This is a genomic window from Enterococcus sp. DIV1726a (genome assembly GCF_051710985.1).
Lineage (GTDB): Bacteria > Bacillota > Bacilli > Lactobacillales > Enterococcaceae > Enterococcus_B > Enterococcus_B hirae.
Map to the genome: position 1 here is coordinate 2,436,164 of NZ_JBIOLS010000001.1, position 18,837 is coordinate 2,455,000.

The 18,837-nt window shown below is 35.8% G+C and carries 19 protein-coding genes, 1 rRNA gene and 1 pseudogene; 4 read left to right on the top strand and 17 right to left on the bottom strand.

The annotated features are described in order from the left end of the window. Window positions 1-2: 2 nt before the first annotated feature. The 8 genes from IGJ27_RS11055 to comGA all read right to left on the bottom strand — a co-directional run bounded on the left by IGJ27_RS11055 (window position 3) and on the right by comGA (window position 4,893). A complete protein-coding gene (locus tag IGJ27_RS11055; RefSeq protein ID WP_010720892.1) occupies window positions 3-1,010 on the bottom strand; it encodes a class I SAM-dependent methyltransferase in 1,008 nt (335 codons plus the stop codon). A gap of 165 nt (window positions 1,011-1,175) precedes the next feature. Beyond that, window positions 1,176-1,547, bottom strand: a complete 372-nt coding sequence (gene comGG / locus IGJ27_RS11060; protein ID WP_010720893.1) for a competence type IV pilus minor pilin ComGG — start codon at window positions 1,545-1,547, stop codon at window positions 1,176-1,178. Continuing rightward, window positions 1,516-1,950, bottom strand: a complete 435-nt coding sequence (gene comGF / locus IGJ27_RS11065) for a competence type IV pilus minor pilin ComGF (RefSeq protein WP_178306378.1) — start codon at window positions 1,948-1,950, stop codon at window positions 1,516-1,518. The genes comGG and comGF overlap by 32 nt, the downstream gene beginning before the upstream one ends. After that, on the bottom strand, window positions 1,925-2,197 hold the full coding sequence (locus IGJ27_RS11070) for a hypothetical protein (RefSeq protein ID WP_014834442.1): 273 nt from the start codon (window positions 2,195-2,197) through the stop codon (window positions 1,925-1,927). Before IGJ27_RS11070 ends, comGF begins: the two co-directional genes overlap by 26 nt. 28 nt (window positions 2,198-2,225) lie before the next feature. Beyond that, on the bottom strand, window positions 2,226-2,684 hold the full coding sequence (gene comGD / locus IGJ27_RS11075; protein ID WP_010720896.1) for a competence type IV pilus minor pilin ComGD: 459 nt from the start codon (window positions 2,682-2,684) through the stop codon (window positions 2,226-2,228). Then, window positions 2,665-2,961, bottom strand: coding sequence for a competence type IV pilus major pilin ComGC (comGC, locus tag IGJ27_RS11080; protein ID WP_010720897.1), 297 nt, complete (start codon window positions 2,959-2,961; stop codon window positions 2,665-2,667). Before comGC ends, comGD begins: the two co-directional genes overlap by 20 nt. After that, complete coding sequence (gene comGB, locus IGJ27_RS11085; RefSeq protein WP_010737072.1) at window positions 2,958-4,007, bottom strand: competence type IV pilus assembly protein ComGB; 1,050 nt, start codon at window positions 4,005-4,007, stop codon at window positions 2,958-2,960. Before comGB ends, comGC begins: the two co-directional genes overlap by 4 nt. Next, window positions 3,964-4,893, bottom strand: coding sequence for a competence type IV pilus ATPase ComGA (gene comGA / locus IGJ27_RS11090; protein ID WP_178306377.1), 930 nt, complete (start codon window positions 4,891-4,893; stop codon window positions 3,964-3,966). The genes comGB and comGA overlap by 44 nt, the downstream gene beginning before the upstream one ends. Window positions 4,894-5,023: 130 nt before the next feature. On the opposite strand from comGA, the gene ade reads away from it, so the two are divergent. After that, the gene (gene ade / locus IGJ27_RS11095) at window positions 5,024-6,754 is read left to right on the top strand and encodes an adenine deaminase (RefSeq protein ID WP_178306376.1); all 1,731 of its coding nucleotides are present in this window, start codon (window positions 5,024-5,026) and stop codon (window positions 6,752-6,754) included. Window positions 6,755-6,869: 115 nt separating this feature from the next. On the opposite strand, the gene trmB is transcribed toward ade, so the two are convergent. The 4 genes from trmB to IGJ27_RS11115 form a co-directional block, all read right to left on the bottom strand. Next, window positions 6,870-7,523: a tRNA (guanosine(46)-N7)-methyltransferase TrmB gene (trmB, locus tag IGJ27_RS11100; RefSeq protein ID WP_010720901.1), complete on the bottom strand. Its 654-nt coding sequence runs from the start codon at window positions 7,521-7,523 to the stop codon at window positions 6,870-6,872. Window positions 7,524-7,661: 138 nt separating this feature from the next. Next, window positions 7,662-8,444, bottom strand: coding sequence for a phosphotransferase family protein (locus IGJ27_RS11105; protein ID WP_010720902.1), 783 nt, complete (start codon window positions 8,442-8,444; stop codon window positions 7,662-7,664). A gap of 179 nt (window positions 8,445-8,623) precedes the next feature. Continuing rightward, the gene (locus IGJ27_RS11110) at window positions 8,624-9,835 is read right to left on the bottom strand and encodes an ABC transporter permease (RefSeq protein ID WP_010720903.1); all 1,212 of its coding nucleotides are present in this window, start codon (window positions 9,833-9,835) and stop codon (window positions 8,624-8,626) included. After that, the gene (locus IGJ27_RS11115; protein WP_438791704.1) at window positions 9,828-10,565 is read right to left on the bottom strand and encodes an ABC transporter ATP-binding protein; all 738 of its coding nucleotides are present in this window, start codon (window positions 10,563-10,565) and stop codon (window positions 9,828-9,830) included. Before IGJ27_RS11115 ends, IGJ27_RS11110 begins: the two co-directional genes overlap by 8 nt. A gap of 135 nt (window positions 10,566-10,700) precedes the next feature. On the opposite strand from IGJ27_RS11115, the gene IGJ27_RS11120 reads away from it, so the two are divergent. The 3 genes from IGJ27_RS11120 to IGJ27_RS11130 all read left to right on the top strand — a co-directional run bounded on the left by IGJ27_RS11120 (window position 10,701) and on the right by IGJ27_RS11130 (window position 12,653). Continuing rightward, the gene (locus tag IGJ27_RS11120) at window positions 10,701-11,135 is read left to right on the top strand and encodes an HIT family protein (protein WP_010720905.1); all 435 of its coding nucleotides are present in this window, start codon (window positions 10,701-10,703) and stop codon (window positions 11,133-11,135) included. Beyond that, a complete protein-coding gene (locus IGJ27_RS11125; RefSeq protein WP_010720906.1) occupies window positions 11,128-11,466 on the top strand; it encodes a YtxH domain-containing protein in 339 nt (112 codons plus the stop codon). Before IGJ27_RS11120 ends, IGJ27_RS11125 begins: the two co-directional genes overlap by 8 nt. Before the next feature lie 176 nt (window positions 11,467-11,642). Next, window positions 11,643-12,653, top strand: a complete 1,011-nt coding sequence (locus tag IGJ27_RS11130; protein WP_178306374.1) for a peptidylprolyl isomerase — start codon at window positions 11,643-11,645, stop codon at window positions 12,651-12,653. A 172-nt stretch (window positions 12,654-12,825) separates the two neighbouring features. Here IGJ27_RS11130 and IGJ27_RS11135 read toward each other — a convergent pair whose 3' ends face one another. The 5 genes and pseudogenes from IGJ27_RS11135 to rrf all read right to left on the bottom strand — a co-directional run bounded on the left by IGJ27_RS11135 (window position 12,826) and on the right by rrf (window position 18,797). Further along, complete coding sequence (locus IGJ27_RS11135; protein ID WP_010720908.1) at window positions 12,826-13,041, bottom strand: hypothetical protein; 216 nt, start codon at window positions 13,039-13,041, stop codon at window positions 12,826-12,828. Between the two features lie 151 nt (window positions 13,042-13,192). After that, the gene (locus IGJ27_RS11140; RefSeq protein WP_178306373.1) at window positions 13,193-14,137 is read right to left on the bottom strand and encodes a 3'-5' exoribonuclease YhaM family protein; all 945 of its coding nucleotides are present in this window, start codon (window positions 14,135-14,137) and stop codon (window positions 13,193-13,195) included. After that, window positions 14,121-16,840, bottom strand: a pseudogene (locus IGJ27_RS11145) (AAA family ATPase). The gene IGJ27_RS11140 and the pseudogene IGJ27_RS11145 overlap by 17 nt, the downstream one beginning before the upstream one ends. Next, window positions 16,837-18,057, bottom strand: coding sequence for a metallophosphoesterase family protein (locus tag IGJ27_RS11150; RefSeq protein ID WP_096708720.1), 1,221 nt, complete (start codon window positions 18,055-18,057; stop codon window positions 16,837-16,839). Before IGJ27_RS11150 ends, IGJ27_RS11145 begins: the two are co-directional and overlap by 4 nt. 624 nt (window positions 18,058-18,681) lie before the next feature. After that, a 5S ribosomal RNA gene (rrf, locus tag IGJ27_RS11155) occupies window positions 18,682-18,797 on the bottom strand. Between the last annotated feature and the right edge of the window lie 40 nt (window positions 18,798-18,837).

Below are 18,837 nucleotides of genomic sequence, written 5' to 3' on the forward strand. Positions count from 1 at the left end.
GATTAAAGAGAAGACGATTTCCATGTTTCAAATTCTTTAAAAAATTCAGTCACCTTCTCTGGTTTCTTTAGTGAATCAAGTTTTACAAGTAATACTTCTTGTGCTTGTTTTGCCTTTGTTCCTTTTTTCTGCAAGATCAAAATACTTTTTTGTGATTGCTTGTTACGGAATAATTCATCTGGTAATTGGATCATTCCTTGAAGATATCCTTCTTCTTTAAACCATCTTTTGACTTCTTCACTTTGTTCTGTTTCTAAGAAGTTACTTGGCATCAAAAACAGACCGAATCCATCTGGTTTGACATACTTCATTGCCTGTTCTAATAGCAGATGATGGGCATAACTATGCCCTTGTGTGGTGCTTGTTAAAAACTCTTTTGCTTTTTGATCATTCGGATAATAACCAATCGGTAAATCGCTGATAGCTACATCCACTGGATCAATCAGTAATTCTTGTAAGCCATCTTGGTGAAAATATTGAACATTCGCCTGAGTCAGATCACTTGTTGAAGCAGCAACCGCTAATAACGTATCGTCAATATCTACACCCATCCCTTCCGCTTGGTATCCCGCACTTGATAGGTTTAAAAGAACTGTTAATAACAAGTTGCCCATTCCTGCTGCAATGTCCAAAATCTTGATTGGCTCTTCTTTATTTGTGAATAGCTGTTCAATTAAAAAGACAAATAAAAAACCAATACTATCTGGAGTAAGTTGATGGTTCGCTTGAAGATGTTCTGTCTGACTCCCCTTTAGTAACAGTAGTTGTGACAGACGGCGCCACTCTTCTGGTTCAAAGGAAAGTTGACTGAGTTCTTTATACAAAGCAGAAATCTGTTGCTTGATTTCTTCAGACGGTACTCCATCTACCACTCGTACTTGATAGTTGTCGATTAAGTTTTCAGCATTTTCGACATAGGCTTCTAAAAAGGAAGTTCCCAATGCATTTTGTAAAAGCTGAATCGCTTTTAGGTTTTGTTCAAACCCCTGTTCCATTTTTTCTGGTAACATGGTGCACCTCATTTCTAGATATATTATAACAATTATTTTACCTGTTTAATTTTAACGAACTATGAGCAAAATTTCAATCGTTTTCACACTTTTTTGTTTGTGAAATAAAAAACATAAACGTTATGTAAACAGCGGTAACACAGAAAAGAGTGCGTTTTCATGGATTCACTCACTTTCTGTGTTACTTTCTGTATCACTGTTAAGCATTTCCATGAACTGAAAATGCTGAGATTCGATCTGAATTTCGATCGTTAGCTGATTCGCTTTTCTTTTGTAATGAACCTTTCCTAAATTATATTGATACATTCCCTGTTCTTTCAACTCGTTACTTTCAGATAAAACCATTTGTTTGATTATTTTTGCTACATAATAATTTTTGGTGCGTTGATTCAAATCTACTGTCGAGCGATAAGTTTGTACAATGATCGACAATAAGGAACTACAAACTAAAAACAATAGTAAGGTTGAGAATAAGATATTACTACTGAACCCCTTGTTATGCTTTTTATGATAGTGGCTTGGTCCAAATCCCCTCATACTTCTCTCCGTTTATAAATTCGATTAAAAATGTGATAGCTGCATTAGAATCTCTCACTTCCCAATGCTTGACTTGTATCAACACAGGTTGGTGTCCCCCTGATACTTCTCGTTTACGTATCAACGCATGATATTGCTCAAATAAATAGGTTTTCTTTTCCAACTCATAATAAATACGGTTATCTTTAATGACGACATTTTTTCCTTTTTTTATTTCTTCTTCAAACTGAGCTAAAAAAATCAGCCACTCTTTTTGATCCTTTCGTTGTAAATATTGTTCCACTTTCGTTGTTTGCGTGATTAAAAGACTGATTGAAAGTAAAACAGCACTTAAAATGGCAAGCGAAATCAAACATTCAATCAGTGTAAAGGCAGCTTTATTCTGGTATTTTGGTAATCTCAATCACTTTGTCTCCTTGTGTGAGCTTCACTTTTTCGATCTTTTTCTTTTTAGCGGTTATGGTTGTCTGACTATCTGGTCCATTTAACGTTCGGTTCGGTATTTGTTCATACATTCGGTAGGTTTTTACATCTTCATATAGTCTGCGAAGTAATAAGATTTCCTGATTATTTTGCTTTTCTGCAGTTAATAAATACAAATTCCCGTGACTGACAAGAAAGATACACGATAAGGTAATGGATAAAGCCATTACTGTTTCTAATAGAATAAAAGCATGTCTATTCGATTTTTTTAATATATCGGCCACTCCCTAGCTGAAATTGATAAACGATTGTTTGTCTTTTATTTGTCCAATAGAACCGATAGGCTTGCAATGAACTTTCATTGCCGGTTCCCGAAGCGAATATGAGCTTTTCCATCTGTTGGACAGTGATTTCATCTGGCACCTCTAAAGTTGACCAACCGAGATTGGGATTAGGTACGTCAAAAACAATTTGATTCTTTGATTGATCGTAAAAGATTCTTGTAGCTTGTTGGCTGACAATGGCTATTTTCTGAGTGGCATATATCCGACTTTCAAATTGTGCAAAAAATTGCTCTATTGTCATCTGCTTTTGCCAAGCTGAAACCGAAAGTGAAGGGAATAGAAATAATCCTAAAGTGATCGTCAAAACAAATAAGGTTTCAATCAAAGTATAACCAGTAAAGCAAATTGGTTTATTTGCGGTTATAGGCATCTGCATGTTCTTGCTTTATATATCCCTCCTTTAAGAGTTCTGCGATCGTTGGGACTTTCCCATTATTTTGCAAAGAGTACAATTCTTTTTGAGCATCGACCAATTGCATCACTGCTTGTTTGCCTTCTCGATTGACATGATCTCGATAGCGGGAAATATTAGGGATGAACAAGAGAACTAATGCACTGATCACTAATAAGACGATCAGCATTTCGATCAACGTAAAACTTTCAACATTTCTTAATTGTTTTCGTCTAAAATTGACTAGATATTTCATAATAAAACCTCCTCAATGTTGCCATAAACCGGCAGTAAAATTGCTGCATAAATCAATAGAATCAAGCTGGCAATTCCTAGAAAAAGGACTGGCTGTATCCATGAAAGTCCACGGTTCACCTTTTGGAAAAAATGCTGTCTTGCTAATTTACTGTAAAACAAAAGTTCTTTACCTAAGTTTCCTTTTGCTTCCCCTTGTAAAACGATTTGACTAAATTCAGCCGTTAAAAATGAATAAGTCTCAAACTGCTGTGCTAAAGAAATTCCTGATTCTAACCCTTTTGTCAGACGAAATGCTAATAGTTGGATCAAACTCCCTTGTTTTGTTTCTTTCAAACAAAAAATAATTTGGCGCAATTCTAATCCCTCGTAGAATAATTTTCCAAATTCTAAAGCGATATAAGAAGACTGGTAGAGGGAAAAAAGAGAACCAATCAATGGTTTGTTGCTGAACCATTCCCCTCGTTGAATCATATCCATTTTTAGGAGTCTGATCTTGATAAACAGACATAATAAACCAACAGATAGTAAAACAAGAAGAACATACCAATGAAAGGACTGCAAGAATCGGATTCCCCAATGCGTATCCATGACCATTTCCGAAGTTAATAACTGTGGCAAAATAAATTGGCGTAATGCAACTAAGATCCCTAATAAAAACAAACACAGTAAACACGGGTAACTGATCATCTTTTTTAATTCTTTTCGAAATTCTGCTACGAGACGAAATTGTTCTGCCATCCCATTCAATGTTTGGATCAAGTTCCCATGCGCACTGGCTAATTCGATTTGCACAAGCTTGTCTTGAGTAAAACCCAATGCTTGTAGAACCTCATAAAAAGAATGTCCTTCTTGCAATAAACGATGTCCTTGCTGTAAATAAATATGGGGGACAGGTGTGATCTTCAACAATATTTCCGTTGCTTCTTGAATACTAAATCCATGGTCAAGTAACTCCCCCATCAGTCGAATATACTTTGCTTGATGGTTCAGTGACATTTTCTTAGAAGGCAAACGATCGCCAGCGACTATTTTTTGCTTCTTCATAGCTTTGGTCCCACCCTTTCCTCTCAAAATCATTGTAGGTAAAGTTGTAACCCCATAAAGCCGCTGCTGCTTGTGTTTGGTCTAAAAGGATTTCTTGGTAGATTACGCCAGATAAACATTCAAAAAACTCATCGCTTCTGCCAACTAATTCAAGAATTCTCGCTTCGGTTCCATCTAAATGGCGGGCATGAACCGTCGCAAATACACGGTGACCTGTCAACGCTGCTCGAATTGCTACATTCGCTGTCTTGCTATCTCTGATTTCTCCAATGATCAATAAATCTGGACGATGACGTAATGCAAGCTTCAGCAATTCCTCATACGTTTGTTCGATTTTGTCGTTTACTTGTAATTGTAAAAAGGCTGTTTCTTCAATTTCTACTGGGTCCTCTATTGTAATTACTTGTACCTCTTTGTCTTGTGCCAAATAGTACATCAAAGAAGTTTTTCCTGATCCAACTGGTCCGCTGAACAAATAGAGCCCACGATTTTTACTCCGCTCATTGATCACCTTTAAATCATCAGGACAAAAACAGCGGAACTGTTTTTCAGACAAATCATAAAGTAATCGAATCACCAAACTTTCTCTTTGTAAGTAATCACCTACAGAAGACAGTCTCAGTCTGACCTCTTTTTCTTTTAAGACGTAAGTCATTGCACCTAATTGCGCTTTTCTTCTCTCACCGATATCCATCTCTCCTAAATATTTAAAGCGTGAGATTAATTGTTGTCCAATATCTGATGCAATACTTTTTTGGAATGTTCGTTTTTTACTATAGCGGTAATAAATATTGAAATCAGTTTGATTAGGCATTATATAGATATCTTGAACACGATTTTTATAACTTTCATTAATGAGATCATCTGATATCTCCTTTATATCCATCTTATCCCCTCCATAAAAAACATACGTCTTTTTTCTAATACTATTTTATTTTTGTATCATTAAATGCTAAAAGATGGGCAAAATCCGAATTTATGTTATACTATTAAAAATTTATTTTGGAGGGAACATGGTGGAATCATTACGAACAAAGCATATTTTAGTCGCTGGGAAAAAAGAACCAGCTGATCTGGTAATCAAACATGCACAAATCGTCAACGTTTTTACAAAAGAAATCCTAACCGGTGATGTTGCGATTTGTGACGGTAAAATCGTAGGGATCGGTCAATACGAAGGCAAAGAAATCTATGATGCAAAAAATCAATACCTCGTACCAGGACTTATTGATGGGCATGTGCATATCGAAAGTTCACTTTTATCTCCAAGCGAGTTTGCAAAAATTTCTTTATTACATGGCGTCACTTCGGTAATTACTGATCCTCATGAAATAGGAAACGTAGCAGGAAGTATTGGGCTTGATTTTATGATTGAAGATGCCCAATCCGTGCCAATGAATATTTTTATCATGCTGCCATCCTGCGTTCCTGTAACACCTTTTGAAACAAGCGGCGCAGTGCTAGACGCCCAATCATTCATTCCTTTTCTTGATCGTCCTGAAGTGTTGGGACTTGCTGAAGTGATGAACTACCAAGCTGTTGCAAATAACGAAAAAACCATCATTGATAAATTACAATTGATGCATGAGAAAAATATGAAAATCGATGGTCATGCAGCTGGTATTCAAGGAGATGAGCTAAACGTCTATTTGACGGCTGGTATAAAAACCGACCATGAAGCGACTAACGCACAAGAAGCAAAAGAACGTCTAGCTTTAGGGATGTATTTAATGATTCGAGAAGGGACAGTTGCAAAAGACCTCGAAGCACTCCTGCCCGTTGTAACACCAGAAAATTCACGACGTTGTTTATTTGTCACGGATGATAAACTGATCGATGATCTGGTTGCAGAAGGCTCTATCGATCACATCATACGCCAAGCAATCCATTTAGGAATGGAACCATTACAAGCTATTCAAATGGCCACACTAAACGCGGCAGAATGTTTTGGCTTAAGTCAGCTAGGCGCCATCGCACCTGGCTATCAAGCTGATTTCTTTTTAACCAATGATTTATCGACTCTTCCAATCAATACTGTCTTTTCTAATGGAAAAATCGTGGTAGAGAATGCACAATTGAATCTGGAACAATTTCCGAGACAAAAAAATACTTATGCTCAAAAATTACCAAAAATGGATGTGAAACCATTAACGGTCGATTCTTTTGCTTTACCACTTTGTACTGAAAAAGCCCACATGATCGAAGTCATTCCTAATAGTTTATTGACCAATGATTGTCTCGTAGAAGTAGACACAAAAAACGGTGTCTTTGTTCCTTCAATTGCCAACGACCAACTAAAAATTGCTGTGATCGAACGTCACCATCGAACAGGAAATGTTGGCGTTGGGATCGTTAAGGGATTTCAACTAAAGAAAGGAGCTCTTGCAACAACTGTTGCGCATGATTCTCATAACATCGGCGTGGTGGGAACGAATGACGAAGATATGTTAATAGCAGCAAACCAATTAATCAAAAAAGGTGGCGGAATGATCGCTGTTGCAGATGGTCAAGAGTTGGCTTGTTTACCCTTACCAATCGGTGGCTTAATGTCTCAAGAACCTTTTTTAGCTGTGAATGAACAGTTAGTTTCCTTAACTAAAGAAGCACATGCGTTAGGTGCCAGTCAATCATTCGATCCATTTTTAACACTTTCATTTTTAACATTATCTGTCATCCCCGAATTAAAGATCACAGATAAAGGCTTATTTTCATTTTCTAAATTTAACTTGATTGAACCTTCTATATAAAATAAATACGAAAATATTTTGTCCTACAATTTTTCCTTGCTCGAACAGCTGCATCTACAACCAAAAAAGCAACCGAAACAAAAATGTTTCGGTTGCTTTTGATTAAATGAAGTCATTATTTCTTCGTTTTATCTGGAAATTGAGCTTCAACACGATAGATTCTTTGACCTCTTGAAGAAAATTTTTCTTCGTATTCAGTCATGATATTTCCTTCATATTTACTTTGATGTAAATCTAACCATACTTGTTTGATGATCATGCCGTATTGAGAAAAACTAGCTAATGAATATTCAAATAGTCCTTGGTTATCTGTTTTAAAATGGATTTCTCCTTTAGGGCGTAGAATTTGTTCATCCACCGCTAAAAATGTATGATACGTCAACCGGCGTTTTTCATGTCTTTTTTTAGGCCACGGATCAGAAAAGTTCAAATAGATTTGATCAATCTCACTATCTGCAAAATATTCCGTCAACGCTGAACCATCAACATGCAATAGTTTTAAATTTGGTAATGGTTGTTCAATTAATTTATCTAAAGCAATTGATACAACGCTGACTTGCATTTCTACCCCGATATAATTGATTTCAGGATGAGCCTTAGCCATTCCTGTGATAAACTGACCTTTTCCCATACCAATTTCAATATGAATCGGCTGCTCATTGCCAAATAGTTCGTTCCACTTACCTCTCCACTTGGTTGGTTCACTTATTACTAGATCTGGATGCGCTGCTAGCATTTCAGCAGCACCTGGGCGATTACGTACACGCATGAAAACTCCATTCCTTTCTTTCCTAAAAAAATAAAGATCAGACAAGTGATGTTCTACTCTTCTGATCTTAACTCTGAATAAATAATCGACAATAAATGCTTTATTCGTACACCGTACTCATTCTTTTTGACTCTTTGCTCAACCACTAAAAATTCTTTTCAACTGTAAGATCTCTTCATTCATTCGTCGATGATCTTCACGCTGACAATATCGGGTAATCTCTTGTAAAAGATTCATCGCAGCATACCAATGTAATTTTTCTAATATCTCATCCGTTGGGCGAATCCCATAAGTAACGAGCCATTGATTCCAATTAGATAATGGAACATAATTCCCTAAAATCGTGGCAATATCCACCGCTGGATCAGCAAACATAATTGAATCCCAATCAACTAGATACAAATAATTTTTGCACACTAACCAGTTCCGATGATTGACATCTCCGTGTACAACTGCAAAGTTCTCTTTATCCATCTGTGGAATTTGTTGACGCAAAAACTGGTGAACGATTTGTAAAAATCGATTCTTTCTGAGTGTCTCAGGTAACTCCAGTTCATATTGTTGCAACATTTTTTCTGGTGTCATCACTCTACCACCGATCCGAGTCAACATCGTTTTAAGTGAAGCAGAATGATGCAAATGATACAAGACATCAATAACATCATTTCGCTGGCCGATCTCGGTCGGAGTTAATAAACGTCCTTCTAGCCATTCCTGTGCTGTTAAGGTATCGCCATTTCCTGTCCGTTTCGTCCATACCAGTTTTGGTGTAATTCCTTCTCGGGATAGTGCAGCAAGCATTGGAGTCGTATTGCGTTTAATAAAGACCTTATCTTCATCGCGCATGCCTATGTATGTTTTTCCCGTATCACCTTTGATTGGGCGTAAACGCCATTCTTGGTCTAACTGAAACTCCATCATGCATTCTCCCGTCCTCTAAACTCTATGATTTGCAGTACTTATTATTCTAGTCGCCTAAGCCCCGAACGTCAAGCACATATACGTTCTTTTTTCCTGTATTCCTCTCTAAAAAACCATCTTTTATCAAAAAAACGAGAGAAAAAGCAAATCTGCCTTATTCTCTCGTTTTTTCACCTCTTTTATTCGTTCATTTTCTTGATTCGAGTCGGTGTATAGATTTTAATAAACAAGCCGATGACGATCAAATAACTGATAATCGGTATGAGTTTGTCTAGACCATTTAATACGATCGCACCAATCAATCCAAAAAGACTAGCGGCAATCAGCAAAAGATTTAACAATAACTTTTGCAGCGCAACTTCTTTTTGCTTTTCCGTGATTGGATAAAGTTGGACAAGTGTCATGTAACGAAATTGATTGTATAAAGGAATCACTTGGAATCCGATCAAATAGATAAAAAGCGCACCAATAGCAGTTATAAAATAAACATCTTCAATACCTGCAATCAAGATACTTCCAATCAACACTAAGCGTAAGAAAAGACCACTGAAATCAGAACCTCTAATAAATCTTCTGACATAAAGATAATAATAAGTATTATCTTTCGTTTTCTTCGTATGTTGAAGCAACGGGTCTAAATACCTTCTTCTTTTGACTTTAGAAGTGATTTCCGGCACGTCAGTAAAAAGATTGATGAATTGATAGATTTGATGTAAACGTTGCTCTTCTTTTTGTATCATTTTTTCCCAATCCAACCGATACGTCATATTTTTCCATAAAAACCAAAAGTAAATATTTAATTGAATCAACATAGCTAACAATCCAAGCCAGAGCCATCCATAGACCGTAAGCAACAAGATCAGCAATGTCGAAAGATACCAAGAAGCTTTCCATACCATCAATTTTTTCTCTTCAATTCGGAAAAGCTCCACTCGTTTGATTTGTAGTTGACTACTCTTCAATCCCCAGAGAATCAGTAAATAAACGAAATAAAAAGAAAAAGGCTGCCCGGTTGTCACAACCACGAGGGGCATTGAAAAGCCACAAGCTAGTCCTAAGAACAGAAAAGGAAATAGACTGGAATAAAGAAAAGCTCGTTGGAGATACTGATGCATCTCCTTTTCTTTCGGTAGTAGAAAAACCAGATCGGCCGCTTGCGTGAAAGTGGCAAATTTACCAAAAAACAAACAAATAAACCAAAAGATCGTAAGGATAATCCCACCCATTTGAAAAGGAGTCGTTAACGTTTTTAACCAGTTTGAATAGTAAAAGCCGACTCCGCCAAATAGAAATAAGCAAACCAATACAAAATGATCATTTAGTACATAACGCAAATACTTCATCATTTTTTTCTGGTGTTTTGCTAATCGCAATTGAAAGAAATTATTCATGATCCTGCTCCTTTGTCAAGGAGATATAAATTTCATCCAGTGAAGAATCAGGTAGTCGGAATTCCTCCTGTAAGTCTTTTAAGGTTCCATCTGCACGTATTTCTCCATTGTGCAGAACTACAAAACGATCACAATATTTTTCTGCCGTAGCTAAAATATGCGTAGACATCAAGATCCCTGAACCTTCATTTTTCATTTCTACCATTAGTTCTAAAAGAGCATTGATTGCTAATGGATCTAATCCTAAAAAAGGCTCATCAATAATGTACAAAGAAGGCTCGATCAAGAAAGCACACAAGATCATCACCTTTTGTTTCATCCCTTTTGAAAAATTGGCTGGCAACCATTCCAAACGATTCTCTAAACGAAACGTATGTAACAATTTCTCAGCTCGTTGCATCGCTATATCGATTGGAATATCATAGGCCATCGCAGTCACTTCGATATGTTCTCTTAAAGTTAGTTCTTCATATAAAGAAGGCGTTTCAGGTATAAAACCGATTTGTTTTCGGTATTCTTCAGTATTTTTTTTCAAACTCAGATCATTAATCGTGATAAATCCTTTTTTTTGTTCTAAGAGGCCAATGATATGTTTGATCGTTGTACTTTTTCCAGCGCCATTTAAACCGATCAATCCCACCATTTCGCCAGGCTGTACACTAAAACTAGTATCTTTTAAAACAGGTAGATGTCCATAGCCACCTGTTACATGTTCCACAATTAGACTCATAATTTTTCCTCCGTCGTTCGATTGTTTTTATTATACCATGAAGAAAACGAAGTCAATTTATTTTTTTTCATACAAATCTTTGAACATATGGTAAAGTTAACATAAATAATATTTTTGATGGAAAGGATGTTTCCTATGGAAAACTGTATCTTTTGTAAAATTATTAAGCAAGAAATCCCTAGTTATAAAATCTACGAAGACGAAAAAGTCTATGCATTTTTAGATATATCCCAAGCTACAAAAGGACACACACTAGTTATTCCAAAACAACACGTTTCTGATATTTTTGAATATGACGAAGTACTAGCAGCTGATGTCTTTTCACGTATCCCTAAAATCGCTCGTTCAATTGAAGAAGCTTTTCCTGAGATGCAAGGACTGAATATCTTGAATAATAACCGTGAATTGGCTTATCAATCTGTATTTCATTCACATGTCCATTTGGTCCCTCGCTATAGTAAAGAAGATGATTTTTCGATCCACTTTGGTAACCATCAGTCAGAATATAGTGCGGAAGAATTGCAACAAATTCAACATACCATTGTAAAGCAGGTGAAGAACATTGATTAAAAACTTTTTAAAAGGAATCGTTTTTGGAACGACCGTTGGAGCTATATCCGGGTTGTTATTTGCTCCTAGAAGCGGGAACGAAACCAGAAAAAAATTGATCGCTGAACTAGACGAAGCAACGGAATTAACAAATGATTTAAATAACAGTCTTAATAATTTCAAACAAGCATTAGTTGACACAAAAGAAACAGCTAATACTTTGATCCCCGCTTTTCAAGAATCAATGAAAAAAGATATTGAAAATTTTAAATTTCAAGCAGAACCAAGAATTGCACAAATCCAAGAACAAGTTGAAAAATTAACAAATGATTTGCCACAAGACATGCAATAATGCGGAATTTTATAACACTTTTGATTTTAATTTTATTGTTTTTTTAATTTTTAGTTAGGAATGTGATCAAAATTTGAATTTTATTTGAAACTATCACGAGAACGTTTTTATTAATAAATAGATATGGTATAGTTATTATTGTAAGAATAATAATAAATCACAGGAGAGCAATTTTAATGAAAAAGAAAAAAATAATTTTAGCTGCAACTAGTGCGCTAGCTGTATTAGCATTAGCTGCTTGTTCAGGTAGTACAAATAAAGACATCGCCACAATGAAAGGCGGAACTATCACGGTTGAAGATTTTTATAATGAAGCAAAACATACGCAAAACAACCAACAATTAGTTCAAAATATGATTATTTACAAAGCCTTTGAAAATAAATATGGCGATAAAGTAACGGATAAAGATGTCAATGCTGAATACAAAAAGAATGAAGAAACTTACGGTGACACCTTTAAATCACAATTAGAAGCAGCTGGTTATACAGAAGACTCATATAAACAAGCACTTAGAAGCAGTTTAGTATTAAAAGCTGGTATAAGTGCTAACGTCAAAGTGACAGAAAAAGATTTAAAAGAAGCTTGGAAAACTTTCCATCCAGAAGTTGAAGCACAAATCATTAAAGTAAGCAGTGAAGATGAAGCAAAAGAAGTGAAAAAATCAGCAGATGATGGAACTGATTTTGCGAAACTGGCAAAAGAAAAATCAACCGATGAAGCAACTAAAAAAGATGGCGGAAAAATCAAATTTGATTCTCAAACGACAGATGTTCCAACTGAAGTGAAAGAAGCAGCCTTCAAATTAAAAGACGGTCAAGTATCTGACGTTATCTCAGCGACAAATACAACTTCATACTCAACAGATTATTATGTTGTAAAAATGGTCAAAAACCAAAATAAAGGCGATGACATGAATAAATACAAGAAACAATTAGAATCAATCGCCCGAGATACAAAAGAAAGTGATCAAGACCTACAAAAAGAAATTATCGCTAAAGTATTAAAAGAAGAAAATGTAAAAGTCACAGATGATGCCTTTAAAAATGTATTAACGCCATTTACTATGGAAACAGCTAATACCAATACATCTGAGTCTAAAACAAAATCAACAAAATCTTCTGAATCTAAAACAACTGAATCAACAAAATCTTCTGAATCATCAACAACTGAATCATCAAGCAAATAAGATGAAAAAAACAGACCTATCCTGGTCTGTTTTTTTTGACGCTATAATTTCTAAGAAGGATCGTAATTTCCACCTTATTTTTATAAAAGATAAGCATAGATTAAAACACCAAAGTAAATGATTGACTTTGATGTTTTTTCGCTACCTATTCACTTTGACAAAGAGCTGTTTTTTAGTAACTGATTCTGGTCATTAGTGTAACGATCGTTGCAAACATAGCAAAAATACAAATAAAGACGCCCGTAGTCGTTAAAGTAATCAAAGCAATCTTGGATTTGTTTCTCAATTTATAAGCCATATACAACAAACATACTGAGAAGAAAATTCCCAATACCCAGAAAAATAGCGGATCTCTTTGAACGCCAAGAGATTGGATATAATGATTCATTAACTATTTTCCCCCTATTAGTAAAACGGTTTCTCATCTGACTACAATCTTACACTATTGTAGATTTTTATCAATAACAAAATAAATTTTCCAATAATAAAGACACGTAGGCTCACAAGTAGTTCGTGTTAGGCTACGTGCCTTTAGTTATCTATAGTTCTTTGGGAACATAGAAACTACGATTTTCCATTCCAAAAATCCGTTCAGTGTATTTTCCAGGTTCTGCTTGACGAATCGACGTCAACATCATTTGCATTGAAGCATCGAGATTATCGATCTGATGTAAGATTTCTGCTTCCATGATCCGTGGTCGAACCGGCGACCCGTATTCTAATAAGCCGTGATGTGCTAAGACCATATGTCTTAATACCAAAACATCTTCATCTGCTTCATTTATTTTCAATGCGATACATGCTCTCGTGATTTCTTCATCTACTAGTACCAAATGCCCCACTAGATTACCCGCTAAAGTATATTCCGTACTCATCGGTCCAGATAATTCAATCACTTTTCCGAGATCGTGTAAAATGATTCCTGCGTATAACAACGATCGATTCAATTCTGGATATTCATCAGCAATCGCTTTACCTAAATGCAACATAGTCAATGTGTGGTAAGCTAATCCACTCGCAAAAGCATGATGATTCCGTTTTGCTGCGGGAAATTCAAAAAATTGCTTTTGATATTTATTTAGTAAATGACGGACAATCCGATTCCAATGAGCATTTGTTATATCAAATAATAATTGATTGATTTCTTCTTCCATTTCTTCTTTTTTCAAAGGAGCCCTTTCCATATAAAAACTAGGATCACTTGGCTCTTCAAGTTTAGTCAATCGCATATGCAAAATCTTTACTTGTGGGTTTCCTTGATAGATTTCCCGCTTCCCATTTAAGAAAACAACTGTCCCAGCAGTAAACTTGTTGATCTCTTCTTCAGAAGCATCCCAATATTTGCCATCAATCGTTCCAGACGTATCTTGAAAAGTAAATGCAATAAATTTTTTTCCGTTTTTCGCAACTCTGACATCAGCATTTTTAATTAAAACAAACAATTCAAATTGTTCATCGACAACTAATTCACGAATTTTTTTCATTCTTTATACATCCTTTAATATATTCACAGATTGTTGAAGCTCCTGATAATAGCTTACCATTTCTTGGTCAGAAGAAAAACAAATAACTTGATAATTTTGACCAAAATCAGCTAACAATTTCGCTAATTGATATTTTCTTTGATGGTCATAATGCAACCAACCGTCATCAATGATGATTGGACAAATCGAACGTTTTGATTCTAACGATAGATAGGCAAAGCGCATGGCCATAATCAGTTGATCTTTCGTTCCTGTAGATAATTCATAAATGGGAAAATCAGTTACACCGTCTGTTAGTGTCAAAGTATCATTTCTCAATAAAATCTCTTGGTAATGATTTTGTGTTAAGACTCCTAAATAGTGACCAGCAGCTTTTAACAATTGTGGTAATTGACGTTCACTCATTTCTGTAGACAGATCCCCTAAAAAAGTCCCAGCGACCATTAGACCGCCCCAATGTTCCATCAGTTGTTGCAGTTGTGCTCTCAATAAACTTTCTTCTTGGTACATCTCATCCAACGTACCATCTTTTTGTAATTCCTCGATTTGGATCTTTAACCGCTGAAGTTGTTCGATCAATTGTTTTTCTTCAAACTGATACTGCCGTTGTTTCTCTTGATTATGATACAGTTCAGTACTTAATTGCTCCCGTGTCCGTTTTTTTGGAAAAAGTGGCGCGAGAATCTCATCCAACTCTTTTAGTCGTTGAAGTTGTGTTTTTGTTTGTTGCGCTTTTTGCAAATAAGCAGCTACTTCGGATGGATAAGCAAGTCCGACCTGTTCCATCTGTCCGCTATAGTGTTCGATCAAACTTTTTTGTTTCTTTTTCAATTGGTTGATTTCTTGTTTCAATAGTGTATTTTGTTGATAACTTCTAGCGAATTTCAATTGTTCCATTTCTTGGATGAAGTTCGTTAAAAGCACCATTTTTTCAGCGATTCCTTTATCTTGTAACGGTAACCATTCCTTAATCAATTCAAACTGACGATCAAGCTGTACCAACTTTTGTTGAATCTCATTTGCTCGTTCTTGTTTCTTGATCAAGCGGCTATACAAGTCTTGATAATCGGATACTTCATGCCCATATTCCTTCATCGCTTCTAAGGTATTCATCGTTCCTAAGTGATGGACCTTTGTAAAATCGAAAGCTTTTTGTTGGATTTTTTGTTGTTCAATCACTAGCTTGTTTTTACTTTGATTGATTTCTTCGATTTGGGCTAACGTATTGTCTAATTGTCCCAGTTTTTCTTGCCACTTACCTTTGATTTCTGATAAATCACTTTTCTGACCATTCAGTGATTTCCTTTCATAAAATGAATACCCCAATGTACCTAAGGCTAATAAAAAGACTCCTAGTTTCCAAGGCATTGGTAGGAAGATCCCCACCACAAAAAAGAATCCGCCGATAATAGCAAACGGTGTTTTGTTCTTTGAACGAACTTCTGAAGGTGCCGACTGTAATAATTCTGGATATGTGGCTTCTAATTGGTTGATCTCCGCTTCAATCGTCCGCTGCTGCTCTAAGACGATTTCTGATCTGATTGATAATTGATTGACTTGTTCTTTCAACAAACGATTTTCAGAAAATAGTTGTTGCCACTCTTCAGTATGCAAAAATTCTTGTGGCTCTTGTGTCCGTTGCCATTGCCAGCTTTGTTCTAAAATTTTTAATTCTGAATCAATTTCTCGTTCTTCCACTTGGAGTCTTTGCCATTCATTCAGCCAATGTTCGATTTGTGTTTGCTGTTGTTGCAATTCTTTTAGTACTTGCTCTTGTTCCAAATAGAAATAATATCGTGCCGACTGTTGATCCATTCCGCTATGTTTTTCTAAAGTAGCTTCGAGCTCATCTAGGCGTTCCGTCATCTGCTGATAGCGTTTAGTGAATTCCTCTAAGTCTAAAAGCAACTGTTCTTCAGGAACTTGTGGTAAGGTATTGGCTTTAAGTGTTTGCCACTCTTCGTATAAAGAATAATTCAGCTCTTGCTGCTTGATCTGAGAAATTTTTTCGTTTATCTCTTGGAGTTTTTTTTGTAGCTCTCTTTGATCTTGACTGTAGGCTTGTTCTTGTCGAACGAGTTCACCGAAAAAAGATTCCTGCTCTTGTTTTTGATGGACTCTTTCTTGAAGGTTCTTCCACTCATTCAATTTCTGATTGATAAGCAGTTTCTGCCCTTTTTTCTTAAAAAGCTGTTGGGCTTGCTGATAATATTCTTGTCTTTTTTGAAAAACATACGAACTACCCGTAATCCCTAATGAGATCAGTGCATCATGTAATTCTTTTTCTCGTAGATGATCTAGTTCAGTTAACTGTTCTTGTTGAAAAGTAAAAACCTGCTGAAATAAATCCTTTGTTAGTGGAGAAAGTAATTTCTCTAATAATTCATCACTTCCCTGTTGCTCATTAAAAAGGACTTTGGATTTCCCACGATTTTGCTGTTTGTAACGTTCAACTAGTATTTCTCCATGAACTGGATGTTCTAACCAAATTTTCCCACCATAGGCAGCCCCATCTTTCGGCGTATAGTCTTTTTTCTTCTTTCCTTTTGAAGGGAAGCCAAATAATACAGCCTGAATAAATTGGTAAATCGTTGACTTGCCTGCTTCATTTTCACCGTAGATCAATTGATTTCCAGAAATAAAATCAAATGTTTTTTGTCTCCACTTACCAAATGCAGCTATTTCGATTCGAAGGATTCTCATATACTTTCCTCCTCAAACACAAAATCTTGCTCCAGTATTGACTTGGCTTTAGTCAAGGTACCTTCCTGATATTCAGGTAAATCATTCATCAAGCGAACCGCATCAGGATGACTGTACATCTCACCTAAAATCTGATGGAAATCTTCACTTACCCGATAAGTTTCAAAGAGTTGGTCAACTAATGTCTGTGAGACCTTCAACGATACTCGATTCATTCTTTCATCTTCCTTAATAGATATACGCCAAATAAGTAAATTTGTAGATAGGTTGGCTATTTTTTCCATTAAATACTCAAGTAATTCGCCAGAATAGATTCGATCAATCACTTCTTGGTTCAAGTGATGATACTCTGTTACCTTTAAATCTAACAACGTCAGTTTTGGATTTCCCATAGTTAACTGCTCTTGGATCACTTGTAACACGTCTTGCGTAGTCCGAGCAGTTTTTAAAGACACGGTCTTACTCTCCCAGTATACTTCTGCGACCTCTAGCGGAATCGTCTGGCATTCACTGGAGGTCAATTCAACCAATAAAACATTTCTAGCTGTCTGCTCTTTTTGGGTATGGCCTTGAGGTGCCCCTGGATAATTCATTGTTTCTTTTTCGTTTAAAGACATTGGCACATGGATATGTCCTAATGCCCAATAATCATAGCCTTTTTCCTGCATTTTAGACGGCTGAAAAGGTGCATAGTTTCCCCTCTGATTGCTCCCTATTTCGCCATGATACAGACCGATATGATAATCCACTGAGTGTCGTAAAGGAAATTCAGCAACTTTATCTCCCTGTATCCATTGGTGTAAATAACTAAACCCGCTGATGGCGACCTTTTCCCCTTTTTTAGATAAAAATGTCTTTGTTTCTACCTCTTCCGAAGTAAATAAATGGACATTTTCGGGAAAAGTAAACCAGTAGCGCTCTGATTGATAATAATCATGATTTCCAAATGTCAAATAGACAGCAATCTCTTTTTCATTCAATCGTTCGATTTGATCAAAAAAATGTTTTTGGATTTTTAATGAAGGACGATTTTGATGGAAGGTGTCTCCCGCAAGTAAAACAAAATCAACTTCATTTATTATAGCCTTGTCTACAATATTTGCTAAAACTTTTAAATTAACCTCTAATAATTTTTCCTGTACCGATTTATCTAAATTTACTAGTCCTTCAAAAGAGCGATCGATATGTAAATCAGCTGCATGGATGAATTTAACCATCGAGTGTCCTCCTTTTTACTCAAGATGAATTTATGCCTTATCCGGCTTTATTTGAATAATTTTTATAAAATAGGTACTGCTTTATAAAATTATATGCCCTTTTATCATACCATTTTCATTGCTTTTTTTCATCAAAAACCGAAAATTTGTTCGCATTCACTCGAATAGATTACTCCGACCAATTCTCCCCTTGCTTTATGCCTAACTTTTTTGTATTTTATGGTAAAAGTAGAAGCATGAGGATTATTTACTCCTTTTTCTCTAAAAGGATAGAAAAAGAAAATGGGGAATTAACACACTGTCTTTTGATATGTAGCGTAACTTGTATTTCCAGCTGTCTATCTTTAATCTGTTTGCAAATTTCAGTGCAATTTTTTTACTTGGCAGCCTCACTTCGTCAAACAACCTGTTAACTATATTTAATTTTGTCACCTTTTATCTTTTACTAAAAACCAGCTAAATAGGAGGAATGCCTCGCTTGTCCATCTTCATTGTTTTAATATACCTTTGTTTGTAAAAAAGCTAGGAACAATCCCAAATACGATTATTCCTAACTTTTTATTTTCTCTTAATTTATGCAAACAAAAAAGCAGATGAATTAAATTCATCTGCTTTTCACCATTTGCGTGGCGACGTCCTACTCTCACAAGGGGCAACCCCTCACTACAATCGGCGCTAAGAAGCTTAACTTCTGTGTTCGGCATGGTTACAGGTGTATCCTTCTCGCTATCGCCACCACACTGTGGTGTTATCATTATTGAGTTTGCTTTTGCTCACTCA